Below are 26,094 nucleotides of genomic sequence, written 5' to 3'. Positions count from 1 at the left end.
GGCTGTGGATCTGAAACAGGAACGGGTAGCAGTCGCGGGTGCGGGCGGATTCATTGGCGGCCACCTGACGCGTGCCCTGATTGAGCAGGGCGTGCCCGTGGTAGCCGCGGTTGATATTAAACCGCTGAACGAGTGGTATCAGGCGGTTGACGCGCCGGGTCTCAAAAATCTTTCTTTGGACCTGAAGGATCTGGGTAACTGCCGTACTGCGCTGGCGGATGCAACGGTGTGCTTTGATTTGGCCGCGGACATGGGCGGCATGGGCTTTATTGAGAACAACAAGGCGCTGTGCATGTTGAGCGTGCTGACGGGCACGCATTTGCTGCTGGCGGCAAAGGAAGCCGGGTTGAAGCGGTTCTTCTTTTCTTCGTCCGCGTGCGTATACAACGGCGACAAGCAGACGAACCCTGACGTGGTGGCGTTGAAGGAAAGCGACGCCTACCCGGCGCTGCCTGAGGATGGGTACGGCTGGGAAAAGCTGTTCACCGAGCGCCTGTGCCGGCACTTTCTGGAGGACTACGGGGTGGAAACGCGCGTGGCGCGTTACCACAACGTGTATGGTCCGCTGGGAACCTGGCAGGGTGGGCGTGAGAAGGCTCCGGCCGCCGTTTGCCGCAAGGTGCTGGAAGCGAAGCACAGTGGCAAGCACGAGATTGAGATCTGGGGCGATGGGCACCAGACACGGTCGTTTATGTACATCGACGATTGCCTTAAGGGCACGCAGATGATCGCGCTAAGCGACATTACAGAGCCGCTGAACCTGGGGTCGAGTGAGCTGGTTTCCATCAACCAGCTGGTCGACATCGTGGAAGAGATTGCGGGCATCCGGCTGAAGCGCAGCTACAACCTGAGCGCGCCCAAGGGCGTGAACGGACGCAACAGCGACAACACGCTGATCTGCGAGAAGCTTGGGTGGGAACCGTCGATTTCGCTGCGCGAAGGTATGCGAAAGACCTATAACTGGATTGAGTCGGAGATGCTTTCGAGTACGCCGGTTGGTGCACACTAGAGGGCATGCAGGATTCCAATCAAGTGCACACCGAGACAGTTCTCGGTGTGCACTTTTTTACGGGGGACGTGCATGCCGCGGTGAGCCGCATGTTGCAGGGCGGGCTGCTGGTGGTGCCCGCCGCGCCCGCGTTGAAGGATCTGCAGACCCAACCCGCATACCGGCAAGCTTTGCTTGAGGCCGATCTGGTAATACCGGACAGCGCCTTTATGGTGCTGGTCTGGAACTACATGATCGCGCCACGTTTACGGCGGCCGCAACTGCGGCGGCTTTCAGGCCTGGAGTATTTACGTGCGCTGCTGGAGCGGTCGGAGGTGCGGGTGCCGGGCAGCACGTTCTGGATCATGGCCGGGGAACGGCCGGCGTCGCTGAACTTGGCATGGTTGGCGCAGCAAGGCATCACGGTGCCGGTGTCGCACGTGTACCACGCACCCATGTACGGGGCGGCCGATGCGGTTGCGCTGACCGATCCTGCGCTGCTGGAAGTATTGGATCGCGTGCGACCGGCTCACATTATTGTGACAATCGGCGGAGGAACGCAGGAGCGTCTGGGTCTGTACTTGCGGCGAAATCTGAAATATGTCCCCGGTATTCACTGCATTGGCGCTGCAATTGCGTTCCTTTCGGGAGATCAGGCCGCGATTCCGGTTTGGGCCGACCGTTTGTACCTGGGCTGGCTTCTCCGGGTGATTGACGAGCCAAAGCGTTACGGTCCTCGCTATTGGGCGGCTCGCCATCTTTTGCAGCTTATGTTGCGGTACGGTGCGGGGCTGCCGCCATTGCTGGTGAGCAGGCCGGCGGCGTGAGTGTTGGCGACCCGAATCGGGAGTGCCCAAAAGGTTGTAGCGGATTAATGGGGAGGCAAGCATCGAACTGTGGTGTTATGTAGTCATGAGGCCACATTGGCGCGTTCTGGCAAGGTTGACTCTTTGTGTTCTGGGGTTGAGCTTCGCCGTGATCACTTCGTATTCCCAGCTTCCACAACTCGATATGAGCATCAAGCAGCCCGGCGCAATGGCGAGCGTTTCGGAAGACTACCTGCTGACCAGCATCAACTCTGAGCGTACTGCCGCAGGTCTGCCGGCCGTGAAGTTTGACCGCAGTTTGCAAGCCGCGGCACAGGTTCATGCGATGCAGATGGCGCGCACGAGCACGCTGTCGCACCGCTTGCAGGGCGAGGCCGATCTTTCTGCCCGCGGCTCTTCGGCGGGAGCGCATTTTTCGCGGATTACAGAAAATGTTGCCGTTGGACCGTCGATCGTGACCATGCACGGTGCCCTGATGCAGTCACCGCATCACCGCGAAAACATATTGGACGATCAGGTCGACTCCATCGGCATTGCTGTGGTTCAGGCGAACGGTTCGCTTTGGGCCGTGGAAGATTTCAGCCGCAGTGTCGAGCGGCTTTCCCTGGACGAGCAGGAGCACCGCGTTTCTGACTTGTTGCGCGGCTTGCAGGTGGACGCCGCGCCAACAACGGAAGCGCGTGCGACCTGCGGCTTGACCGCCGGTTACGTTGGCTCACGTCCGGCGTTCACCATGCGCTACACCACAGGCGACCTGGCGCAGTTGCCCGAGCAACTGCGTAGCCGGATGCGGAGCTCAGCGTTCCGGTCTGCCGCCGTGGGTGCCTGTACTGCCGCCGCGAAGGATTCGGGCAGCTTCGCTTCGTACAATATCGCCGTTGTGGTCTACCGATAAAGCCGTTGCCGCGATGCGCGAGCGGCAGAGTCGCTGTTCAGAGTGTCCGAACTACGAATCTGGTTTGGTGCTTGCGCATGAAATTGCGGAATCTGATGATCGGGGATCAATCAGGTCACGGCAGCCGGAATTTTGACGAGCAACGTGGTGAATGCTATAAAGAAAGTGCGAGTTGAGCCGGCGCCCGCCCGCCGGCACCTCGTTTCCTCCTTGTTCCGCAGTAGCTCAATGGCAGAGCATTCGGCTGTTAACCGAAGGGTTGTAGGTTCGAGTCCTACCTGCGGAGCCAATTCCATGAACAATCTTTGGCCATCGAACACTTAACTTGAAAAAGAGTCAAGTTAGACTTCGAGTCGGATCATCGCGCCAGAGACACGAGAGCCGCTAACGTGATCAGCTTCCAAGCCAAGCTCAATAAAGACGTGGACGGGGCCTGTGTGTTTCCATCGCCTCGCATTAATGTTTGGTAGTGATGCCGTACATTGTTTTTGCCATTGCGTCGACGAGTCGTTGGAGACGCCGTGAGTTCTCCCGAGCTTCTTTAAGATGCATACGACTGTCGACCACCAGCAAACTCGTTTTATGCAACAGGTATGATCCTGTGGTTATCAGGCTTTCACTGTCCCGTAAAGATTGCTTTTCCACGTCCACCTCATGAAACATATCGACTTCGCAGAGAGAAATAACCTAGGAAAATGCCTAGAAGTTAGGTTTCTTCTCGGCCGCTCGATTCAGATCAATACGTTTGACCCTCGTGAGGTACCTAGATTTCAATTTGGGTATAGCCGGGAGGGAGCCGTTGGCTTCAGCCCATGGGTGGCGTTGCGATCCCACCCTTTTCTCATTCGCTCGCTTTTGGCGAGCGAATCAGAAAAAGGGCAATCGAGAACGCGAACCCATCGGGCTAAAATCCGCTGCTTCCTTCCAGACGCGGTTCCACTGAATATGCCGGCACGTTCTAAGCTGCCGGCGATCACATCGGCGGGTACGTCAAATAGTGCAGCTCGTAACGTTGGCGATGTTGAGCTGATTGCTCAGGCTTCGTCCTTGCACCAGGGCTGCCAAGGCTTGTTACGGGTTCAAACAGGCATGAGCCTGACCATGAGCTATTACGAGGGCTTCGGTCTGTTGTGCATTTGGCGGTCGAGGATGAGCGAACTGACAGGCCAGTCACCCAAATGCTTGCTCGGAAAGACGCACGTTTTATGCGTTGGGGCATGACGATAAGAAATGTGCTTGAAAGCAAAGGCCCAGGTATTCGGCTTGGGCCTTGTCACATTTGTTGGTTTGAATTTAGGCGAATCGGCGACGAGCTGCACCGATCATGCCAAGAACGCCGGTACCGAGTAGAGCCAGGCTGGATGGCTCTGGAACGGGGCTGTTGGAGCTTGTGTCTGGGTAGCCGACGATCGCTGTCTGCGCTCCCAATGCCGCCGTGGTGCTGGCGAAGATGAGATTGGACACACCGGCTTGTGCGGAGGCCTGCAATGTGACACCAACGAGTGCGCTCGCCTGCAACGTGCCGTTCAGCACATTGGCGTCGGAGATGGAGATGGTTGTACTGGAGCAGCCTCCGAGGTTGAGGGTGACGCAAAGGCGGGTGATGGAAAGGACATCGATCAAGGGTGCCGCGTTTGCTTCCGCAAACGTGTACGTGGCCGTGCCGTCAGAAAAGTTCAGAATGCCTGTTGTGTTATTGAAGTTGGCGTTTGTGTTGGAAAGTACGGTGTTACCGACCTGGATCGTATAGCCGTCAGTAAGTGGATTGAGGCTGCTGGCGTGGATGACAGGGGTGGCAACCAAAAGGCAGAGAATCGAAAGTAATGCGAAATGCTTCATCGGTGTTCCTCTGATGAGAAGGAATACAGCCTTCAGTAACTAAAGCGAAAGTGTCCTAAGGGGGCATCTCCGCAGAACTTTGGTGGGAGCTGGGTAGTGCCTTTGAGGGATGGCGCAATCGGCGATATTCCGAAGGACCGCCATGCCCCTGTCATGCTGCCATCGTCGCCACTTCTGACAAGCGACGACAGCGGAAGCGTCCCATGCCGCTCTTTCTGGGTTTGCTGAAGTCAACACTGCGGGCGCGGATTGACGTCCGGTGCACGTCTACGCAGCGGATCATTGATGGATTGGGAACGTCGCGAAGCGCGGGTTCCTACGTAGCAGGTGGACCTCACTTCCCGCAAAATCCCGGGAAACGCAAGGAATCGCTCACGCACATGTTTTGCACGCCGCCAGGACTCCAGCGGAGTTCAAAACGTAGCCGGATCCGTTCGATACAGCCTAGGACCCGGTAGAGGTCTCGAGCGTGGCGGTGAGGTGGTACGTGCCTGCGGGCAGATCGTAGTCGCCGGTCTCGGTCGCGTGCAGACGCCGGTCGGTCGCCACCGGCTTGCCATCGATCGTGAAGTTGTGCGCGTTGGTGCGGGTCACCTGCAGAATGCCATGGGTATTTGCGGGAAGCGTTACCGTCCATTGCACCGTGTAGCCGTGAACCTGCCACTCCGAAGTAATCTCGCCCTGTGACGAAACGTACTTTAGGCTGAGTGACCCAAGTGTGCTGCTGAAGTTCGGGTGCAGGACGATGCTTTGGAAGCCGGGTCCCGCCATGCCAGTGTCGATGCCGCCGGCATAACGGTAGAGCCACTCCGCAACGGCACCGTAGGCGTAATGGTTATAGGAGTTCATGCTGGGGTCGTTGCGCATCTGATCGCCGTTCCAGCGTTCCCACGTAGTGGTGGCGCCGTGCTCGATTACATAGCCCCAGGACGGGTACTGCGTATTGAGCAGAAGGTGGTAAGCGATGTCGCTGTGGCCGGTGTCACAGAGCACCTCAAGCAGATACGGGGTGCCGAGAAAGCCGGTGCCAAGCAACATGTGATTGTCGCGGATGAGATGCACGAGGCGGTCCGCAGCCTCGGAGCGCATGGTTTCCGGTAAGAGGTCCATGTGCAGGGCGAGCACGTAACCAGTCTGCGTTTCAACAAAATGATCGGGCGCGTCACCGGTTGCGGGGTGAATGGTCGGAGGCGGAAGGCTTGGGTGGTGGTCGACGGAGCCGACGCGACTGTCCTGTGCGATGTATGCCTTCTGAAAGGCGGCCTTAACACTGTCGAACATGGCTGCGTAGTGTTTGGCATCTGCCGTACGGCCGGAAGCGGCGGCCATTTGCTGCATCAGGTGCGCGTCGTAGGCCCAGTAGGCGGTGGCGAGCAGGTCCTCGGGCGTGGTAATGGTGGGCGTGAGCCAGTCGCCCCAGGGTGTGCCGATCTGCTTTTGCCAGAGGTGGTTCGGGTTTTCGTGCTCGATCTGGGCAAGGTAGGCCTGCATGCCTGACCAGTTTTCGTCGATGATGCGAGGATCGCCGGACTGCAGCCAGCCGGTCCAAGGGATGATGACGCCGGCATCGGACCAGCCGGGGCCGTAGGCCTCGTTCGGAAGATTTGTGCCAGGGGCGTAGCCGGCGTACATGGCGGTGCCGACCTGGGTGCCACGCAGGTCGCGGGCAAACATGCGGGTAAAGTTGTCCAGGTCCATGTCGTAGGCGGCGGTGCGCCAGAAAACCTGGGCGTCGGCGGACCAACCCAGGCGCTCGTCGCGCTGCGGGCAGTCGGTGGGCAGGCCGACGAAGTTGGACCGCTGGCCCCACAGAACGTTGCTGTAGAGCTGGTTGATCATGTGGCTGCCGGATGAGAACTGCATGGTGAACGGGGCGTCGGTGTGGATCACGACAGCCTGCAGTGTCTGCGGTGTGGGCGCCTTCCGAAGACCGGTGACCTCGGCGTACCGGAAGCCATGAAAGGTGAATTGCGGCTGAAAGTGCTCCTCGCCGGTTCCGGCAAGGATGAAGTGATCGGTTGCCTTGGCGTTGCGCAGGTTGTCCGTGTAGATGGTGCCGTCCGGGTTGAGCACTTCGGCGAAGCGGAGGCGGATGTCGTCGCCACGCTTACCTCGGACGGTCAGGCGCGGAACGGCTGCCATGTTCTGGCCGAAATCGAGGACGTAGACGCCGGGGCGCGGCTCAGTGATGGCTTTAACGATAAGTGCGCTCTCTTCGCGGATGGGCGGGAAGTCCTGTGCGACGATGTCCGGTTCATGCGGCTGGACGGTGGTGGCGGCGTGCCATGCGGTGTCGCGAAACCTGGGGCGGTCCCAGCCGGGTGCCAGCAGGCGTTGGTCGCGGGTTTCACCGTTGTAGATTTCTGCGAGGCGAATTTCGGACTCGGCAGCCTTCCAGGTGCCGTCGGTACTGACCCACTGCACCGAGCCGTCGCTGTATTGAAGGCGGAGCTGCGCCTTGAGGGCGGGTTGGGTTGCGCCGTAATTGTTGCCCTGGCCCTCCCACTTGAGCGGGGTTGCGTACCAGCCGGGGGCGAGCGTGGCGCCGATAGCGTTGGGACCGGTGTGCAGCATGGGCGTGACGTCGTATGTCTGATAGGTAACGCGCTCGCGGTAGTCGGTCCAACCGGGTGCAAGGATCTGATTGCCAACGGGTGCACCGTTGATGCGGAAGGTGTAGGCGCCGAGTGCGGTGGCGTAGAGGCGGGCGGAGACCGGCTGCCTGGTGAGACGGACTTCCTTGCGCAGCAGTGCGGCGGGGCCGGTAGGCCATGGGCGGGCTTCGCCGGGTGCGCCGGGTGCGCGGCCGTCCAGGCCGATGCGCTCGGGGGCGGTCCAACGGGTGTCGTCGAAGGCGGCGGCCCACCATTCACCTGAGGGGTTGACGGTAGTCTTCCAGTGCGCGAGATCGGAGATGAAGGCGTCCATGGAGCCGTCGGTATAGGTCAGGACGAGGGTGGTGCTCATGGGTGCGCGGTTGGCCGCGTCGGTGCTGGAGCGCGCATAATGCGTGACGCCGACAGCGAGCAGATTCTGACCGGGGCGAAGGCTCGCGGTAACGTCCTGGGTGCGGTAGGTCATCCACGGCAGGCGGCCCCAGGCGGGCAGAGGTTCGGGTGCGAGGACAGGGGTGCCATTGACCCAGGCGGCGACCGTGTCGTTACCGGTGGTGTAGAGAGCCGCGGAGCGTACGGGTTTGGTGGGTGCGAACGGCATGCGGAAGGCATGCACGACGTTCTGGCCTGGGGTGACGGTTGCGGCTGGGTTACTGATCCAGAGTGCGCCGGCGGTGCGCACACGGTGGAGTTCGCCGGCTTCGTGGCCGATCCATTGCGCGTGCCAGTTTGCGGGTTGCATCAGGCCGGTTTCCCACCAGTCGTTCGGGCTGGTGGTTGTGGTCGTTCCATCAGCGCCCCAGACGGTGACGCGCCAGAAGTAGCGGTGCGACGGTTGCAATGCCGTGCCTGCGTAGGGAATGCCGTTGGAGACGGAGGAGGCGATGCGGCCGGAATCCCAGGCGTCGGCTTTTGCGTTGTGGGCCGGTGGTTCGGAGAAGACCTCAACGCGGTAGGCGGTCTGCTTCGCGCCGGGAGCGGGGTTCTGGTACTGCCAGGCGAGGCGCGGGTTGGGGTCGTCGATGCCGATGGGTTCGGTCAGAGCGTCGCAGCGGAGGGCGGCGACGGAAGGAGCTTGGGCGTGTGCGGCGGAGAACCCAATTGTGAGCAATGCTGCGAGTGTTGCGCCGTGCGTGGAACGGGGCGTGATGGGCCGCATGGACTGGGCTCTCCGGCGCGGGTGTACCAGTACTTGGGTGCGCGCTAGAAGCTTAGGCAGTCAGGCGGGTTCTGTGCAAGAGCGACGAGCGTCGTGCGCTCCGGGATGCCATTTTTCGCGCGAAATGAGCGAAGAATGGGCACATGCACAAATGCGGTGTCGCGTAAAAAGCAGGCTGTTCCACTCCGCACGCGCAAAGAACGAGCGTGCTCCGGTCTAAATGAAAGTTGAGGGGATGCAATGACGGCTCTTTCTCCAGCGCAATGGCAAACTTAACGGCGGTGCAAGGACGAGCGTGCGCCGATCGCGATAACGGGTTTCAGGCGATGCAATGACGGATCTGCTTCGAGCGACCTACACCTTGTCGGTGTAGATGGCGCGGGCGAGCAGGTTTTCGATTTGTTCCTGGCGGCCGGAGCGGGGCTTGGGGTTGATGTTGTTTGCGAGCGCCATCTGCTCGATCTGGTCGAGAGAGAACTTTCCGGCGAGCATGTCGGCGGGGCGCTCGCCCTTCCACTTGCTGTAGCGGTCGGTGAGGATCTGGTCGTACTTGCCGTCTTCGATGAGTTTGGCCGCGGTCAGGAAGGCGCGGGCGCACAGGTCGGCGCCGCCAACGTGGGCGTAGATCATGTCCTCTGCGGTAAAGCTCTGGCGGCGAACCTTGGCGTCGAAGTTGCAGCCGCCCTTGCCCAGGCCGCCCGCCTTGATGACGTGGTACATGCTCATGGTCATGGTCCACAGGTCGTTGGGGAACTGGTCGGTGTCCCAGCCGAGCAGGGCGTCGCCGCGGTTAATGTCGAGTGAGCCGAGGATGCCAAACGCGCCGGCGGAGGCGATCTCGTGTTCAAAGCTGTGGCCGGCGAGGGTGGCATGGTTGGCTTCAATGTTGACGCGAACTTCGTTTTCGAGGCCGTAGGTCTTCAGGAAGCCGTAGACAGTGGCGACGTCGAAGTCGTACTGGTGCGAGGTGGGTTCCTTGGGCTTGGGCTCGATGAGGATCTGACCGTCAAAGCCGATCTTGTGCTTGTAATCGACGACGAGGGCGAGGAAACGGCCCATCTGATCGAGTTCCTGCTTCAGGTTGGTGTTCAGCAGGGTTTCGTACCCTTCGCGGCCGCCCCAAAGGACGTAGTTGGAGCCGCTGAGCCGCTTGGTCGCATCCATGCAATTCTTGACCGTGACGGCGGACCAGGCAAAGACCTCGGGGTCAGGATTGGTGGAGGCGCCGGCCATGAAGCGTGGGTGACTGAAGAGGTTCGCGGTGCCCCACAAGAGCTTCGTCTTGTAGGTCTGCATTTTCTCTTCGAGGTAGTCCACGATTGTGTGGAAGTTCTTGAGCGTGCCGGCGAGGGTGTCGGCCGGGGGCGCGATGTCGGCGTCGTGGAAGCAGAAGAACGGCAGGTCGAGGACACGGAAGAGCTCGAACGCGGCATCGGCCTTCACTTTGGCCTGCGCGATCGGGTCGCCAGGCTCCATCCACGGGCGGAGGATGGTCGGTCCGCCGAAGGGGTCGGAGCCGGTCATGGCGAGCGAGTGCCAGTAGGCGACGGCAAAGCGCAGGTGGTCCTTCAGCGGCTTGCCGAGCACTACGCGGTTGGCGTCGTACCAGCGGTAAGCCAGCTCGTTGTCAGTGGTTGGACCCTCGTACGGAACGGTCGCGAAGCTGCTGAAGATGGTCTCGTTACTCATGATGCGGGTAGGCTCCTGCGGCGGTTGGTCTGAGAGGGGCCGCGCCGGCGCGATGCCGGGCGGGGAAGCAGATTGATTTTACGCAGGCTGCACGACATCATGATGCGTTGCGGAGAAAGGCTTCGATTTCAGCCCGGGTTGGCATGGCCGGTTGGGCTCCGTCGCGGGTGGTGCAGAGCGCGCCCGCGGCGGTGGCGAAGCGAAGGGCTGCGTCGGTGTCCATGCCATGGGTAAGTGCGCTGGCAAACGCGGCATTGCATGCGTCGCCTGCGGCGGTGGTGTCCCGCACGTTGACCGAAAACGCCGGCTGAAAGCAGGACGGCTCGCCGCGGCGTACGGCAGCCGCGCCCATTGCGCCAAGTTTGAGCAGGACGCCTTGCGGTCCGCGGTCGAGGAGGCGCTCTGCCATGTTGCGAGCTTCGATCACGGTGGAAGGCACGTCTGAGCTCCCGAGCAGGACCTGCGCTTCAGACATGTTGGGTGTGAGCCAGGTAAGGGCTTGCAGGAGCTCCGCGCTGAGGCGCTCGGCGGGCGCTGGGTCGAGCATGAGCGGGATACGGTTCGCCTTGCAGCGCCGAGCCAGCTCCAGGATGGTGGGCATGGGCGTTTCCAGTTGCGTGAGAATCACTGCGGCTTGCGCAAGGGTGCTCCAGTGCTGGTCAAGGTGTTCCGAGCCCAATGCTGCATTCGCGCCGGGAATGACGGTGATGCGATTGTCGCCGCGCTGTTCCACCTGGACGAGCGCAGTGCCGGATGGGCCTGGTACGGTCGTGATGCTGTCGGTTCGTATGCCTTCCGAGCGAAGCGCGGCGCAAAGGTCACGGCCGAAGCTGTCTGAGCCGACGCAGCCCACCATGGTCACGTCCATGCCGAGACGGGCGAGGGCGACGGCCTGATTGGCGCCTTTGCCGCCCGGGTGCATGGCGAAACCTTCTCCGAAGACGGTTTCGCCTTGATCCGGAATGCGCGATGCGCGGACGACCAGGTCTTGATTAAGGCTGCCGATGACGGCGATGGTTTGATTCATAGGGCGACCTCGGCATGCGCGATGGGTCGGTGGGTCAGGGTGGCGTAACAGACGGCTCCGAAGAGAGCCATGGCGCCGCAGACCCAAAGTGCGATCTGGAACGAGTGCGTCCGATCGAGCAGGCGACCGGTGACGACCGGCGCGAGCGAGGCGAGCATAAAACTGCCGAAGTTTTGCAGGGCAGAGGCGGCGGGAACGTTTTCGCGTGGCGCCATGACCTGCACGAGGCCCCAGCCGGAGGTGCCAGCGAACTGCAGACAGAAGAGGGCGGCGCTGACGAGTGCGACGGCGCCAATGGGGGTTGCGGCGGCTTCAACAAGCGCGGTCGCCGCGCCGCAGCAGAGCAGGCCCGTCAGGATGCAGGTGCGGTACACCTTTGTCGCGGACATGCCTTGTTTGGTTAAGGCGTCGGTAAGCATGCCGTTCAGCAGTGCTCCGCAGGCTCCGGCGAGAAAAGGCCCGGCCGCGAGCCATCCGCTGCTCCGGATGGAAAGATGGCGGCCGGTTTCGAGGTAGCCGGGCAGCCAGGAGATGAAGAACCAGTTGACATAGTTCAGGCCGCCGAAGCCGAGCATCATGCCCCACATGGTGCGCTGTTGCAGCAGAGCGGCGAAAGGCAGTGCTGGGGTTTGGTCGTGTGAAGTCATTGGCACGGCGGGTTGCGGGAGGAACAGCCACAGCAGGGCCAGAACCGTGCCCGCCGCGCCAAGCGCGAAGAACATGCCGCGCCAGCCGTAGCGGAGCATAATCACCGTAAGCAGCGGCGGAGCAATGGCCAGGCCAAGCGTGGCTGCTAGGTTGAGGACGGCCGTGGCGCGTCCCCGCTGCTGCTCGGCGGTGTTCTGCCGGATGAGGTAGACACCGGCGGGGTAGAACGGCGATTCGCCCGCTCCGAGCACGATGCGCAACGCGAGAAAGGTGCCGAAGCGGTGGACTGCGCCTGCTGCGGCTTGCGCCGCGGACCACAGCAGAAGGCCGAGGCCGAGGGTGCGTTGGGCGTTGCGTGGGCGAAGAAACGCGGCCAGCGGCAACTGCGCAATGCCGTAGGCGAAGGAAAACACGGAGAGCAGCGCGCCGATTTGGGTGGCGGAAAGGTGGAGTTCCGTGCGGATGCTTGTGGCTGCGATGCCAAGCGAGGAGCGGTCAAAAAAGTTAACCAGGCCGGCGGCAAAGAGCAGCAAGAGCGATGCAGCAGTCGCTGCGGAGCGCGGTTGCGGCGGCGTGTTCGCGGCGGTTGCGGGCACGCTTCATCATGCCTGATGAGCCGGTGACCTGGCTTTGGAAATAATTCGAGCCGCACTTGTGCGCGAGAAGCTCGTTGCGCTTCTAGCCCCCACCTTTGGCGCAAAGAACGCGCGGAGATTGGGGCACACAGAGTTGTGCTGATCCGATCACTACAGGCGGCAGATGAGGAGTTCGCGTTCGTAGATCATTTCGGGTGGCAGATGGTGGTGCAAATCGATGAAGAGTTCTTCGTGGCCGATGACCTCGCGACGCCACTCGGCGATGTCGACGCGTTGCGCCTGATGGAACTGCTCTTCGGTGAAGTCCAGGCCGGTCCAGTCCATGTCGTCGTAAAGGGGGGTCCAGCCGATGGGAGTCTCGCGGCCCTGGGCGCGGCCGCGCACGCGGTCGACGATCCACTTCAGTACGCGCATGTTTTCGCGGAAGCCGGGCCAAATGAATTGTCCCTCGTCGTCCTTGCGAAACCAGTTCACGTGGAAAATGCGCGGTGTGCTGGTGAGCGACCGCTGCATCTTGATCCAGTGCCGGAAGTAGTCGCCCATGTGATAGCCACAGAAGGGCAGCATGGCCATGGGATCGCGGCGGACGCGGCCGAGCGTTCCGGCGGCGGCAGCGGTGGTTTCAGAGCCCATGGTAGCGCCGGCGTAGACGCCGCTGGACCAGTTGAACGCCTGGTAAATGAGCGGGATCGTTGTGGAGCGCCGGCCGCCGAAGAGGATAGCGCTGACCGGCACTCCTTCGGGCTTTTCCCAGTCGGGGTCGATGGTGGGGCATTGCGAAGCGGGCGCGGTGAAGCGGCCGTTGGGGTGGGCAGCGGTGCGGCCGGTCGCCTTGCCGATTTCGGGCGTCCAGCGGTCACCGCGCCAGTCGATGCATTCGGCGGGGGGCTGGTCGGTCATGCCCTCCCACCAGACGCCGCCGCCGGGAGTTTCGGCGACGTTGGTGAAAATCGTGTTGCGTCGCAGCGTCGCCATGGCATTCGGATTGGTGTGCTCGCTGGTTCCGGGCGCGACGCCGAAAAAGCCGGTCTCCGGGTTGATGGCGCGGAGTTGACCGGTCGCATCGGGCTTGATCCAGGCGATGTCGTCGCCGACGGTCCAGACCCGCCAGCCCTCGAAGCCGGCGGGCGGCACCAGCATGGCGAAATTGGTCTTGCCACAGGCGGACGGGAACGCGGCGGCGACGTAGGTCTTCTCGGTGTTGCCGTGCTCGTCGGCGGGCGACTCCACGCCGACGAGCAGCATGTGTTCGGCCATCCACCCCTCGTCGCGAGCAATGTTCGAGGCGATCCGAAGCGCGAAGCATTTCTTGCCGAGCAGGGCGTTGCCGCCGTAGCCAGAGCCGTAGCTCCAGATCTCGCGTGTTTCGGGGAAGTGAACGATGTACTTTTCGTCGTTGCAGGGCCAGGGGACGTCCTGTTCGCCGGGCGCGAGCGGAGCGCCCACGGAGTGGATGCAGGGCACCACGCGCTGCTCGTCCTTATCAATCTCCGCAAGCACGGGGAGGCCGATGCGGCACATGATGCGCATGTTTACGACGGCGTACTCGGAATCGGTAAGCTGCACACCGATGCGCGACATGGGGCCGCCGACCGGGCCCATGCTGAAGGGCAAGACGTACATGGTGCGGCCGCGCATGGAGCCGCGGAAGAGCTGTTTCAGCTTGCGCCGCATGGCGAACGGGTCCATCCAGTTGTTAGTGGGTCCGGCGGCGTCTTTGGAAAGAGAGCAGATGAAGGTGCGATCCTCCACGCGAGCGACGTCGTTGGGCGCGCTGCGGGCGAGAAAACAGCCAGGCCACTGCTGCTGGTTCAGCCGGTGAAAAGTGCCGGCCTGCACAAGCTTGTCGCACAAGTAGTCATACTCGGCCTCGGAGCCATCGACCCAGTGGATGCTGTCGGGCTGCGTGAGCTCGGCAATCTTTTCGACCCAGCGGATCAGGTGCTTGTTCGTTGTCGGAGGCAGGATCGCAGGTGCAGTCTTCGTAGCTTTGATCACGGATGGTTTGTCGTCCTCGGCGGCGTCCGCGGGGCGGTGGCCATCTTTTCATTGTCCGCCTTTCCGGGCAGATGCGCGAGTGGCGGAGCCCGTTGGGAGGGCAGCGATGGCGTGCGTCCGAATGCCGCGCCGCTCATCCAAAGGATATGAGTAAAGCGCTTCGTTACTCGGTGTTGGACCTGGTGAGCCTGCGGCCCGGTGAGGCGGCGGGTGAAGGGATCGCGCGCACTGTGCAAGCCGCGCAGCAGGCGGAGGCGTTGGGCTTCACGCGGTACTGGCTGGCGGAGCACCACAGCATCCGCGGACTCGCGTGTTCAGCAACGGCGGTGTTGATCGGGCATGTGGCGGGGCAGACTTCGACGATTCGCGTTGGCTCGGGCGGTGTGATGCTGCCCAATCACGCGCCGCTGGTGGTGGCGGAGCAGTTTGGCACGCTGGCGTCGCTGTATCCGGGCCGCATCGACCTGGGGCTGGGGCGTGCGCCGGGTGGTGACGGCTACACGATGCGCGCGCTGCGGCGCGACCTGCGCAGCGGTGTTCTGGGTGGGGGAGACGACTTTCCAGAGTTGCTGGCCGAGCTGCGCCAGTACCTGGCGAGCCCGCGGCCGGGGCAGATGGTCTTGGCTGTGCCGGGGCAAGGCACCTATGTTCCGATGACGCTGCTGGGATCGAGTGGCTTCAGCGCGCAGCTTGCCGGGCAGCTTGGTCTGCCGTTTGCGTTTGCCGCACACTTCGCACCCCAGTATTTTGCGGCAGCGGTGCAGCTCTACCGGCAATCGTTCCGGCCCAGTGACGTGCTGCAGGAGCCCTACGTGTTGGCGGGAATTCCGGTAATCGCGACGGATACAGATGCCGAGGCGCAGCGGCTGTTTACCACGCCGCAGCAGCGATTTCTGGCGTTGATTCGCAACCAGCCGGTTGAGGTGAAGTCGCCGGTGGCGAGCATGGACGGGCTCTGGAACGAGGCGGAGCGGGATGCTGTCGACGCGCGACTGGCAGCGGCGATTGTGGGTGGGCCGGAGACGGTTCGGCACGGATTGCAGATGCTGGTGGACGAGCTTGGCGTGGACGAGATATTAGCGGTAGCGGACACGTACGCGACCGACGACCGTCTGCGCACCTATGAGATTGTCGCGGAGGCGGCGAAGCAGGTGACGGTTCGCGAAACGGCGCTTGCTGCTTAAGTAGCAGCGACTTCGTCGCAGGTACTGCGCCTGAAGGAAGGTGAGTGCGGAAACGAAAGCGGGACACATCGCGTATCCCGCTTTCCTTCGGTGCTCAAGAGCTCAGGTCTAGGCTGTGACAAGTTCCTGGACGACGGCCTTACCGTAGTGGCTCTTCACGTAATCGTTCAGGATCACCTTGAATTCGTCGACAATGCCATCGCCTTTCAGGGTGACGGCGAGCTTGCCGTCAATGTAGACCGGCGCTTTCGGTTCCTCAAAGGTGCCAGGCAGGCTGATGCCGATGTTGGCGTGCTTCGATTCGCCGGGGCCGTTCACGATGCAGCCCATTACGGCAAGTTTCATCTCTTCCACGCCGGGATACTCTTTCTTCCACTCGGGCATTTGCTCGACTAGATAGTTCTGCACCTGTTCCGCAAGCATTTGGAAATAAGTGGAGGTGGTGCGGCCACAACCGGGGCAACTGGTCACCTGTGGCATAAAGCTGCGGATGTTGAGCGCCTGCAGAATCTGCTGGCCGCAGCGGACCTCTTCTGACCGGTCGCCGCCGGGCGTGGGCGTGAGTGATACGCGGATGGTGTCGCCGATGCCGGCGAGCAGCAGCGGCGCCAGTCCTGCCGTGGACGAGACGATACCTTTCATGCCCATCCCGGCTTCGGTCAGCCCAAGGTGCAGCGCGTGATCGCAGCGGCGGGCCAGTTCCGTGTAGACGTCGATCAGGTCGCGAACGTTGGAGACCTTGGCGGAGAGGATGATCTGGTCGCGACGAAGGCCATAGCGTTCGGCGGCCTCGGCATTGTCGAGCGCGGAGCGAACCATGGTCTCCAGCATCACGTCGCGGGCTTCGAGCGGCTGCGCGCTGCGATTGTTCTCATCCATCATCTTGGTCAAGAGAGCCTGGTCGAGCGAGCCCCAGTTGACGCCGATGCGCACGGGTTTCTGATACTTGACCGCGACCTCAACCATGGTGCGGAAGTTGTCGTCGTCCTTGCGGCCGATAGAAACGTTGCCGGGGTTAATGCGGTATTTCGCGAGTGCTTCGGCGCAGGCGGGATACCTGGCGAGCAGCTGGTGACCGTTGTAATGGAAGTCGCCGATGATGGGGGTGGTCCAACCCTTGGCCGCGATGCCGTCGCGGATGTAGGGAACGGCTTTCGCGGCAGCGTCGTTATTGACCGTGATGCGGACCAGTTCTGAGCCGGCGCGTGCCAGCTCGGCGATTTGCTGCACGGTGCTTTCGACGTCGGCGGTATCCGTGTTGGTCATGGACTGCACCACTACGGGTGCGGCTGACCCTACGCGAACCCCGCCTATGTTCACGGTTACGGCCGTTCGACGCTGAATCTGAGGCATAAGACTCCGAACTGAAGTTTACCAAAGTGCTAGCACCGACCCGGCTGTTCGCAAAATGGACCACGGCTGCACCGCAGCGGCTACACTGCTAACAATGGCCCGGTAGCTCAGCTGCATAGAGCGGCGCACTCCTAAGGCGAAGGTCGCAGGTTGGAATCCTGCCCGGGTCACCAACTTACTCATCATGATGAATGTCCTGCATCTTTGGTTAGCGGGAACTGCGTGTGCCGGTCCTAGGCTGGGATAGTTTTGGATACTGAGCGCCACGTTCAAATACGGCCCAGTTAACCGAATGCGTGTTGACAGCAGGAGAGCTGCCGTCAACTCATTCGCGTAGCCCGTGCTAGCCGCCCTGGGTGGTCACCCATCGCGTATGACTTCAGATCGTGGATAGAGATCAAGACGCGAGTACCAATCCGTTTACTGACAGCTTCTTATTCGCGCGATCAAGTAGTCAAGAGCGCGCTGGCTGATGGACAGCTATAGCGTAAGGCAGCAGACCGATGCGAACAGGCTCATCATGATGGCGGCCAGACCACCTTGCCGCGCACCTCATAGCTACCTTTATCGTACTGAAGGCAAGAGAGGAGCGGATTGTAGAAGACTTGCAAGGCACCGAGCAAAGGTTACGAAGCGAGCAAAGTGAGTTGGACGGTACACAGGCCCAGCTCTCAAATGTGGTAAAGACTCTTCGCTGATGGCGCTTCGTGGACCAGATCCGACGAGACATGATGCAGAGAACAATCACACATCCTGCTCGTAATCAACCATGTGGCGTGAAGAGTAGCAGATCCAACAGCACGGAGAAGAGCTTGGTATCTCATCGCGGGAGGGTCAGAACCAATCAGAGTCTATGACCTTCTCTGTTATCTGCATACACCCTTGAGCAAGATAGCTGATACAGCTTGAGTGCTTCGGGTAGCGGTATGACGGTCTGCCTCTCAGCACACGAGCGGCATCGATTTTCCCGGTTCACTCGCCACCCGAAGGCGAAAACTCCAACGCGAACAACCGTGGAGCGAGACTGTAAAGCATTTCTATTTCCATTAAAGCTGTATACCAACGGAGTTGGATGACCGGCTTGAGGCCGTTTCTATCGCGTTAGCTGCGCGGCCCCGTCGTGATATTAGCGGACGCTTTGAATCCGGTTGCTGCCTCAACGGCCTGGGCCAGCATGGTCGGATCAGACACCCCTTGGAAGTCCACACGCGGGGTGTAGGGTGCCTCCAATCTGGCTACTTCTTCGTTCGTCAGGGTGATGGTGAGCGCCGCGACCGCATCGTCGATGTGCTTCGTTTTGAGCGCACCCACGATCGGTGCAGCTACTACGGACTTGCTGCGGAGCCACGCCAGAGCGACGGAAGCCTGGCTGATGCCCCGGTCTTGTGCAACAGCACACACCGCCTCGACAATCTTCTGATCGCTTGGTGCGTTCGTCTCGTCTTTGTGACCTGCCGCAGCTTCTGTTTCTGATCGAGTTGTGTTTTCTCCCCACGGGCGTGCGAGGACCCCACGCGCGAGTGGACTGTAAACGACAGTTTGCACTCCTTCGTCGGCACAAAGCGGCAGCATCTCGCGCTCTTCCTCGCGCCCGAGCAGGTTGTAAGTGTCCTGCAGAGCTACGAATCGGGCCCAGCCGTGTTTGTTCTGCAGGTGCAGCGCTTTACTAAATTCCCACGCTTTCAACGAGGAAGCGCCGAGATAGCGTACTTTGCCCACCTTCACGAGATCGTGCAATGCCTCCAACGTTTCTTCCCACGGAGTGAGTTGGTCACGACGATGAATCTGGTATAGATCGACATAGTCCGTACCCAGACGCCTCAGGCTATGGTCGATCTCCGCCAGTATTGCCTTGCGGGACAGGCCAATGGCATTCGGTCCGTTGTGTGTGGCAGGAGCTACCTTGGTCGCTATGACGACACTATCGCGATTCGTGAAATCTTTCAGCGCCCGCCCCACGATCTCCTCGCTCCCGCCGTTTGAATACATGTTGGCGGTATCGAAGAAGTTAATTCCAGCCTCTACCGCATGGCGGATCAGAGCGCGGCTGGCTTCCTCATTGAGCGACCAGCTTGGATAGGCCCGTGACGGCTCTCCGAAGCCCATACAGCCGATACAGATGGGTGAGATGTCAAGGCCAGTGGAACCTAGCTTCTTGTATTGCATACTGCCTCCCAATCGAATACAAATGGAGAGATCTCCGTTTCGGGACCAGCCTAACGGAGAGTTGTCCGTTTAGTCAAGAGGCGTTATGCCACACGATGAAATCCTGCGTGCCGACGCACGTGCAAACAGAGACCGCATTCTGGATGTGGCACGGGAGGCGCTCGCAGCCGATCCGGCAGCCTCCCTCAATTCCATTGTGAAGTCGGCTGGGGTCGGTGCCGGAACGCTGTACCGCCATTTTCCCAGCCGCGAATCGTTGGTGCTTGGCGTCTATCGCAAGGAGATCGAAACGTTGGTCGCTCTTGCTCCCACGCTGCTCGCCAGGCAACCACCGATCAAGGCATTCCGAACCTGGTGCGATCGGTTAGCGGAATCTGGAAGGATGAAGTATGGAGTCGCGGACATCGTGCACGCGGGCTTCTCAGATCAGGCTCATGATGAAACCTACACGTCGATACTGGTTGCGGTCCGCCAACTCATGGCTGCTTGCGAGCGTACAGGCGATATTCAAGCAGGCAGTAACCCCGAAGATTTTTTGATGCTTGTAGGACTTCTATGGCGAATACCTCCTGATGCGGCTGGTTCAGCGCGTGTCAAGAGACTTTTATCGTTAATCTTTCGTGGCTTAAGCGCGAAGAAGTGAGGAGCCCCACGAAGTTACACAATAGTCATAAACGAATGACTCGCAGTAACCAGGTGTAGAACGCCGGCACAAGGACCGAACTTCCTTGAGCGAGTTGAAGCAGCGATTTGACGAACTGCAAGAGGGAGCAAACGCATGTACGACCTTGCGAGTAGGGCCAATAGCGCTGTTCAGACCGGAACGCGCTTCGTTTCCAGTGAATCTGTGGGTTGGACCTCTGCACTGGTAGAAGCCTGGAAACACCCAGCCGTAATCGAAGAATACAGTACGGTCGCAACGCCCGATCAGACTCTGGTGATCACCGTTCAAGGGAGGTATACACTCGAAAGCTTTTCGCAAGGAACTTGGCGGTCCGCTCAGAAGCGTCCGGGAATGTGTGGAGCTACCGCGCCCATGAATGTTAGCCGTCTTCGGGTACGCTCGACCGAGCCGACGCCGATTATCACTTTACAGATGTACCTACCAGATGAGTTTCTGCTGGAGGCCGCCGAAGAGTATCGACGCGCGGGCCGGCGATTTGTTTCTGCACCATTGCAGTTTCCGAGCCTAAACAATCCTTTCGCGTTTGCAACTATTCGCGCGTTAGTTCGCGGCATCGAGTCGGAAGCACCGAACTTATATTGCAACTCAGCATGCCAAACGCTTGCGACCCATCTGCTCTTACTGGACGGAAGGGTCAAAGAAGCGGACCTGAGCCGCTACATAGGCCACGATCTCACAGATCGTCGTTTGCTGAGGATCATCGAGTACATGCAGCAGCACGCAACACAAGTCATCAGCCTAGACGAACTTGCGAGGGAAGCGGGCATTAGTCGGTTCCACTTCGTGAGGCTCTTCAAAAACAAGGTTGGCTTAGCCCCTCACGAGTATTTGGTTGGACTGCGATTGACCAAGGCTGCGGATCTCCTCCTTTCAACCGACCTGGATGTTGCGACCATAGCGAGTCAATGTGGCTATTCCAACGCGGGTCGATTTGCGCATGCTTTTAGGTTGCGCTTTCTAAGAAGCCCCTCGATGTATCGCCGTGAGTCGTCGAGTCACCCAGGTTAAGTTTCGGAGAAGAGCAAGAATCGTCCTGTATTCCGCAACATTGCGACGACATGGCGTTTCGGTAAAGATGTAGGCTCGAAATCAGCGGATCAATGTTCGCCAAGGTACAGACGGCAGCTTAATGATGTGATTGCGCCGGCTAAGTTCCAGCTTTTATATCAGCTACTTGCAGTGCGAACTCGCGTGAGTATCAGGTGCAAGTCGGTTGATGGGTAGGCCATCCCCTTCCTATGTCATCGCTCACTTTCCTGCTTGCGGGAGAAGGTTCGAGCAGTTGATCACCTGAAGGGGATCGCATGATTACTGAACAGGGTTCAATCCGAGTCAACGGGAGAGATGTCGATCTTCCGACGGACTCACGCGTTTCGCTGCTTGACCTTTTGCGCGAAACCCTCCATCTTTACGGCACCAAGAAGGGCTGTAATCAAGGTGCCTGCGGAGCCTGCACAGTCCTTGTAAATGGTACACGTGTCTTGTCTTGTCTTGCGCTTGCGGTGCAGCAGCAAGGTCGAGAGGTAACGACCATCGAAGGGCTATGCGAGGGTGGTGGTTTGCATCCGCTGCAGAGCGCCTTTATCGAGCATGACGGGTTCCAGTGCGGCTACTGCACGCCGGGCCAAATCTGTTCGGCAGTCGGCATGGTGGCCGAACTGAAGCGCGGTCTGCCGAGTCATGTTACTGCTGATTTATTGCAAGAAGCGATCACTCCCAGCCGGGATGAGATCTGCGAACGCATGAGCGGCAATCTGTGCCGCTGTGGAGCGCACAACGGAATTATTCAAGCAATTACAGAGACGTACCAGCTGGGAGCGGGCAATTGACACCTTTCGCTTACGAACGCGCCAGCAGCTTGGACGAAGCAGTGCACCTCGGGAGTGCGCTGGAAGCTAAGTATCTTGGTGGCGGCACGAACCTGGTTGACCTAATGCGCGAAACCATAGAACGCCCGACATTGCTGGTCGATGTGTCGGAGTTGCACTCTTTTGTCGAAGAACGTGAGGATGGAAGTTTGCTGATCGGTGCGGCCACGAAGAACGCTGTACTTGCGGAGAACCGGGCCGTTCGCACCCGTTATCCCATGCTCGCTCGCGCCATCTTTGCCGGGGCCTCCGCGCAGATCCGAAACATGGCCACGGTCGGCGGCAACATCCTGCAACGCACCCGCTGCGGCTATTTCTATGACACAGACGGGTCGCGCTGCAATAAGCGTTCGCCCGGGCAGGGCTGCGATGCGATCGACGGGTTCAACCGTATCCACGCAATTCTGGGTACATCTCCTGCATGCGTCGCGACGCATCCGTCCGACATGTGTGTCGCACTCGTTGCCATGGATGCTGTAGTGCATCTCCTGGGCCCAGAAGGCACACGGACATTGCCATTGACGCAGCTTTACACACTGCCGGGCGGCCACCCTGAGATCGAGACGACCTTGGGTTTCGGCGAACTCATCACGGCAATCGAGCTTCCCGCGTTTCCTCAGGCGATGCGCTCCAGCTATACCAAGGTGCGCGACCGAGCGAGCTACGCTTTCGCGCTGGTCTCAGTCGCTGCCGCCATCGTCGTCGAGAACGGTTGTATCCAGGCGGTGCGTCTAGCTCTGGGTGGTGTTGGGACCAAGCCTTGGCGTGCTGTCAAGGCAGAAGGCTTTCTGCTAGGCAAGCCTGCCACGCAAGCGATCTTCCGTGAGGCGGCGGAAGCCGAGCTCGCGGATGCGATCGCTTTGCGAGACAACGGCTTCAAAATCGAACTCGCGAAACGCAGTATCGTGGCCGGTTTGTATGACCTGTCGAAAGGCTCCTTATGAGTGTGGTGAAGGACCTCAAGCAAACTGTGCAGGGCGCTATGCAAGGCGCCATGCAGGGCGTGATGGCGAAAGCCGCTCAAGTGGCCCCGGAGAGCTGGCTGCCTGGCGGCAGGCCGGACATACTCATTGAACACAGAAACGGTCTGATCGGTGCGCCTGTTTCCCGACTGGATGGGTCGCTCAAAGTGCGCGGCAAAGCGGAGTTTGCGGCCGAGTTCCCCATGAAAAACATGGTGTATTCCGCGCTTGCTTTCAGCACGATCGCCAAAGGCCGAATCGCTACCTTAGACACGGCGGAAGCAGAGGCAGCGGATGGCGTCGTGCTTGTCATGACGTATCGCAATGCGCCGCGCATGGCGAGGCCGCCCGCCCTAATGACCGGCGACAAGGCTGGGGCTGGAGATGACCTGCCTGTCATGCAGGACGAGTGCATCCACTGGAACGGCCAACCAATCGCTGTGGTGCTTGCCGAAACGCAGGAACAGGCTGACTACGCCAAATCACTCATCCATGTGACTTATGACGTGGAGACCGCAACCACCAGCTTCGCCCAGGCAAGAGAAAACGGCACAGAGCAGGGCACATTCATGGGTCCACTGCTGACTGAAATCGGCGATGCGGATGTAGCGTTGGCAGCAGCTCCGATCAAGGTCGACCAGGTGTACCGCACACCCCGACAGAACCACAATGCTTTAGAACTGCATGCGGCGACTTTGGCCTGGGAGGGTGAGAGACTGCTTGTCCATGACTCCTCTCAGGGCGTCACATTGGTCGCGTGGAGCTTAGGCCAAATATTTGGAATTGAGGAGAACCAGGTACAGGTTACCTCTCCCTTTGTCGGTGGAGGCTTCGGCGGCAAGTTTCTTTGGCAGCACCAAACACTTGCTGCGGCCGCAGCCAAACTCGCGAAGCGACCGGTTCGAATCACCCTGTCGCGAGAAGGCGTGTACCGCGTTGTCGGCGGTCGCACCATCACGGAACAAAGAATAGCGATCGGCGCAGACCTTGATGGCCACTTCAAAGCGGTTATCCAAACCGGGACTGTGGCAATGACCCGGCACAATGCATTGCCTGAGCCATTCATCTCGTCGGCGCGGCATGCCTACGGGGCAGAAACCTTCAAGCTGAGAGTGGAGGTGGCGTACATGGACATGCTCGCTAACACCTTCATGCGCGCCCCCGGAGAGGCGGTCGGCACCTTCGCCTTGGAGTCAGCGGTAGACGAACTCGCGGTCGCACTCGGGATAGATCCCATTGAATTGCGCGCTCGCAACGAGCCTGAAAAGGATCCGACGTCAGGCTTGCCTTTCGCTTCGCGCAACATTGTCGAAGCGTTCCGTCAGGGTGCCGAGCGCTTCGGCTGGTCCAAGCGACAAACAACCCCCGGAGAAACCCGACAAGGTGATTGGCTGGTGGGCATGGGCTGTGCAAGCGGATCCTATCCCTACTCCCGTGCGCCCGGCGGCGCTGCGCGAATCACTCTGACCCAGGCAGGCCATGCAACGATCTATGTTGCCGCTCACGAGATGGGTATGGGCACAGCAACGGTACATACCCAGGTCAGCGCGGCGCGGCTTGGGCTGGAACTCGACCAAGTCACGTTCATCCTCGGGGACTCGACGTTGCCGGGCAATGTGATGGCTGCCGGTTCTGGCCAGACCGCGGTCATCGGTGGGTCCGTCATGGCGGCTCAGCAGGCGCTTGTGGCGGAACTCCTAAAGCTTCTACAGAAGGACTCACCGCTTGCAGGACTCAAGGCAGAGCAACTCCTCGGGCTGAACGGCGGCTTGGCTAAAGCCGATGAACCTGAGCGGCACGAAACCTACTCGTCGATCCTTACTCGTGCAGGCAAAGACGAGATTACCGTCGAGACCGACGCACCTCCACCTCTTGAATCGATGCATTGGTGCATGTACTCGCACTGTGCGCAATTCTGTGAGGTCGGAGTTCACGTGGTGACGGGCGAAACTCGCATCCGCCGATTTCTTGGATCGTTCGACTGCGGTCGCATCCTGAATGCAAAGACCGCCGCAAGCCAGTTCCGCGGCAGCATCATTATGGGGTTGGGCCTTGCCCTGATGGAAGAGACGCAGTTCGACGAGCGCAACGGCCGCATCATGAATCCAAGTCTTGCGGAATATCACATACCCGTCCACATGGACGTTCCGGAGCTTGACGTGATTTGGACGGATATCCCTGATCCTCACGCTCCGATGGGCGCGCACGGCGTCGGCGAGATCGGCGTGACTGGCGTGGGTGCCGCAGTCGCAAACGCGATTTATAACGCAACCGGAAAACGCATACGAGACCTTCCAATCACGCTTGACAAGCTGATGTAGCTCAAGCGCTTCTATCCTGCACCTTCCAACTAAGGAGATCCCATGTCCCAGGCACTTGTGGTCGATGTTCCCCATTTTTCCCAAACAGAGCGTGATCAACGCTGGCAGAAGGTCAGAGAGGCAATGCGGCGCGAGAAGATCGATGCCATCTTTGTACCGCCGAACACCGGCTTCATCGATCAATTCCAGGCCAACGTCCGATATCTGACCGGAATCGGTGGGAACTCCTCCTTGGCCGGTGCAATATTTCCGCTAGAAGGAGACGTCACCGCACTCACAAGTCCCGATGTCGACACAGAGTTCTGGATGCAACGGCAGAGCTGGATCACCGACGTGCGACCAGGTGGCAGCGGCTGGGGCTACGCCGATGCAACCGTTGACCGACTGCGCGAACTCCATCTGGAAAAGGGCCGCATCGGCGTGACCGGCTTGTCTGGGAACACCCGTTACCCCGAAGGGATTACCTCTCTCGGCATCTACAACCGACTGCGCGAGTTGATGCCCGACGCCGATATCGTGAACGCCAACATGCTGATGGAGCAAGTGCGGTTTGTGAAGAGCGAGGAAGAAATCGCCTTCATCTCCAAGGCAAACGAACTGGTCTATGACGCAATCGACGTAGTGATCCGAGAGGCAAAGCCCGGTGTCCCGGAAAACGTTGTATACGCCCGCATGATCGCGAGCATGGTGGAGGGAGGAGGAGAACTGCCGACGATGATCCTGTGGTCAGCCGGCGGGCCGCAGCCACCTTCAAATCAATACATGCCGTCGCGCCGTCCACTGTGCACCGGCGACATCATCACGATGGAATGCGAGGCACGCTGGGGCGGGTATGTCGGGCAGAACACGCAGCAGTTTTTTATCGGCAAGTTGCCGGACGACTACAAGCGGATGTTCGCCTTGCAGCAGGAAGCGACCGCGAAATGTTATGAAAATATTCATCCGGGTAAGACACTCGGAGACATCGCCGACATCGCTTCTTCCTTCACGAACAAAGAGTTCCAGTGCAAGCTCATCATGCACTGCAGAGGCCTTGGCGACGACTCTCCCATGTGTATCTACACTCCTCGCGACGCGACCATGCGCGATTGGAAGCTCGAGGAGAACTCCACCTTCATCGTGAAACCGGTGATCCAAACTCCGGACAATAGCAAGCGCGTTTACTGGGGAGACATGATCGCGGCCACTGCGACGGGTGCCCGCCGGCTAGGCAAACGTCCGCCAAGCATTATCGAGATCTAGGCCGAGAACCTCTCGATAGCACGCGTTCCAGT

At 60.2% G+C, this 26,094-nt stretch carries 18 protein-coding genes and 2 tRNA genes; 12 read left to right on the top strand and 8 right to left on the bottom strand.

Translation table 11 applies throughout. The features are described from left to right. The first annotated feature begins 4 nt into the window (after nt 1-4). The 4 genes from ACOFKT_RS09345 to ACOFKT_RS09330 all read left to right on the top strand — a co-directional run bounded on the left by ACOFKT_RS09345 (nt 5) and on the right by ACOFKT_RS09330 (nt 2,999). Nucleotides 5-1,009, top strand: a complete 1,005-nt coding sequence (locus ACOFKT_RS09345) for an NAD-dependent epimerase/dehydratase family protein (RefSeq protein WP_419803720.1) — start codon at nt 5-7, stop codon at nt 1,007-1,009. Between the two features lie 5 nt (nt 1,010-1,014). Beyond that, on the top strand, nt 1,015-1,815 hold the full coding sequence (locus ACOFKT_RS09340) for a WecB/TagA/CpsF family glycosyltransferase (protein WP_419803719.1): 801 nt from the start codon (nt 1,015-1,017) through the stop codon (nt 1,813-1,815). 148 nt (nt 1,816-1,963) lie between these two features. After that, nucleotides 1,964-2,710, top strand: coding sequence for a CAP domain-containing protein (locus tag ACOFKT_RS09335; protein WP_419803718.1), 747 nt, complete (start codon nt 1,964-1,966; stop codon nt 2,708-2,710). Between the two features lie 214 nt (nt 2,711-2,924). Further along, nucleotides 2,925-2,999 (top strand) — tRNA-Asn (locus tag ACOFKT_RS09330). A 1,004-nt stretch (nt 3,000-4,003) separates the two neighbouring features. On the opposite strand, the gene ACOFKT_RS09325 is transcribed toward ACOFKT_RS09330, so the two are convergent. The 6 genes from ACOFKT_RS09325 to ACOFKT_RS09300 all read right to left on the bottom strand — a co-directional run bounded on the left by ACOFKT_RS09325 (nt 4,004) and on the right by ACOFKT_RS09300 (nt 14,281). Continuing rightward, the gene (locus ACOFKT_RS09325; RefSeq protein ID WP_419803717.1) at nt 4,004-4,549 is read right to left on the bottom strand and encodes a PEP-CTERM sorting domain-containing protein; all 546 of its coding nucleotides are present in this window, start codon (nt 4,547-4,549) and stop codon (nt 4,004-4,006) included. Nucleotides 4,550-4,993: 444 nt separating this feature from the next. Then, nucleotides 4,994-8,323 carry a family 78 glycoside hydrolase catalytic domain gene (locus ACOFKT_RS09320; protein WP_419803716.1) on the bottom strand — a complete coding sequence of 1,110 codons (3,330 nt, stop codon included), beginning with the start codon at nt 8,321-8,323 and terminating at the stop codon, nt 4,994-4,996. Nucleotides 8,324-8,677: 354 nt separating this feature from the next. Then, nucleotides 8,678-10,012: a xylose isomerase gene (xylA, locus tag ACOFKT_RS09315; protein WP_419803715.1), complete on the bottom strand. Its 1,335-nt coding sequence runs from the start codon at nt 10,010-10,012 to the stop codon at nt 8,678-8,680. A gap of 97 nt (nt 10,013-10,109) precedes the next feature. Beyond that, a complete protein-coding gene (gene rbsK / locus ACOFKT_RS09310) occupies nt 10,110-11,039 on the bottom strand; it encodes a ribokinase (protein WP_419803714.1) in 930 nt (309 codons plus the stop codon). Beyond that, complete coding sequence (locus ACOFKT_RS09305; RefSeq protein ID WP_419803713.1) at nt 11,036-12,283, bottom strand: MFS transporter; 1,248 nt, start codon at nt 12,281-12,283, stop codon at nt 11,036-11,038. The genes rbsK and ACOFKT_RS09305 overlap by 4 nt, the downstream gene beginning before the upstream one ends. Nucleotides 12,284-12,433: 150 nt before the next feature. Then, on the bottom strand, nt 12,434-14,281 hold the full coding sequence (locus ACOFKT_RS09300) for a phosphoenolpyruvate carboxykinase (GTP) (RefSeq protein ID WP_419803712.1): 1,848 nt from the start codon (nt 14,279-14,281) through the stop codon (nt 12,434-12,436). A gap of 146 nt (nt 14,282-14,427) precedes the next feature. On the opposite strand from ACOFKT_RS09300, the gene ACOFKT_RS09295 reads away from it, so the two are divergent. After that, the gene (locus ACOFKT_RS09295) at nt 14,428-15,465 is read left to right on the top strand and encodes an LLM class flavin-dependent oxidoreductase (protein ID WP_419803711.1); all 1,038 of its coding nucleotides are present in this window, start codon (nt 14,428-14,430) and stop codon (nt 15,463-15,465) included. 108 nt (nt 15,466-15,573) lie between these two features. On the opposite strand, the gene ispG is transcribed toward ACOFKT_RS09295, so the two are convergent. Then, nucleotides 15,574-16,818, bottom strand: coding sequence for a flavodoxin-dependent (E)-4-hydroxy-3-methylbut-2-enyl-diphosphate synthase (gene ispG, locus ACOFKT_RS09290; protein WP_419803710.1), 1,245 nt, complete (start codon nt 16,816-16,818; stop codon nt 15,574-15,576). A gap of 96 nt (nt 16,819-16,914) precedes the next feature. Between ispG and ACOFKT_RS09285 the strand changes: the two genes are divergently transcribed. After that, nucleotides 16,915-16,991, top strand: a tRNA-Arg gene (locus ACOFKT_RS09285). A gap of 928 nt (nt 16,992-17,919) precedes the next feature. Here the strand turns inward: ACOFKT_RS09285 and ACOFKT_RS09280 are convergent. Then, the gene (locus ACOFKT_RS09280) at nt 17,920-18,984 is read right to left on the bottom strand and encodes an aldo/keto reductase (RefSeq protein WP_419803709.1); all 1,065 of its coding nucleotides are present in this window, start codon (nt 18,982-18,984) and stop codon (nt 17,920-17,922) included. Nucleotides 18,985-19,069: 85 nt separating this feature from the next. On the opposite strand from ACOFKT_RS09280, the gene ACOFKT_RS09275 reads away from it, so the two are divergent. The 6 genes from ACOFKT_RS09275 (at nt 19,070) to ACOFKT_RS09250 (ending at nt 26,062) form a co-directional block, all read left to right on the top strand. Beyond that, complete coding sequence (locus ACOFKT_RS09275; RefSeq protein ID WP_419803708.1) at nt 19,070-19,627, top strand: TetR/AcrR family transcriptional regulator; 558 nt, start codon at nt 19,070-19,072, stop codon at nt 19,625-19,627. Nucleotides 19,628-19,762: 135 nt separating this feature from the next. Further along, nucleotides 19,763-20,677, top strand: coding sequence for a helix-turn-helix domain-containing protein (locus ACOFKT_RS09270; RefSeq protein WP_419803707.1), 915 nt, complete (start codon nt 19,763-19,765; stop codon nt 20,675-20,677). Nucleotides 20,678-20,973: 296 nt separating this feature from the next. Next, nucleotides 20,974-21,498 carry a 2Fe-2S iron-sulfur cluster-binding protein gene (locus ACOFKT_RS09265; RefSeq protein ID WP_419803706.1) on the top strand — a complete coding sequence of 175 codons (525 nt, stop codon included), beginning with the start codon at nt 20,974-20,976 and terminating at the stop codon, nt 21,496-21,498. Further along, the gene (locus ACOFKT_RS09260; RefSeq protein ID WP_419803705.1) at nt 21,495-22,481 is read left to right on the top strand and encodes an FAD binding domain-containing protein; all 987 of its coding nucleotides are present in this window, start codon (nt 21,495-21,497) and stop codon (nt 22,479-22,481) included. The genes ACOFKT_RS09265 and ACOFKT_RS09260 overlap by 4 nt, the downstream gene beginning before the upstream one ends. After that, a complete protein-coding gene (locus tag ACOFKT_RS09255) occupies nt 22,478-24,820 on the top strand; it encodes a xanthine dehydrogenase family protein molybdopterin-binding subunit (protein WP_419803704.1) in 2,343 nt (780 codons plus the stop codon). Before ACOFKT_RS09260 ends, ACOFKT_RS09255 begins: the two co-directional genes overlap by 4 nt. Before the next feature lie 42 nt (nt 24,821-24,862). Beyond that, on the top strand, nt 24,863-26,062 hold the full coding sequence (locus ACOFKT_RS09250) for a M24 family metallopeptidase (protein WP_419803703.1): 1,200 nt from the start codon (nt 24,863-24,865) through the stop codon (nt 26,060-26,062). The last annotated feature ends 32 nt before the right edge of the window (nt 26,063-26,094 follow it).

Origin of the sequence: Terriglobus sp., assembly GCF_965201105.1 — a bacterium.
Lineage (GTDB): Bacteria > Acidobacteriota > Terriglobia > Terriglobales > Acidobacteriaceae > Terriglobus.
The sequence above is the reverse complement of the archived record's forward strand: the minus strand, read 5'-3'. Positions and strand labels throughout refer to the sequence as shown.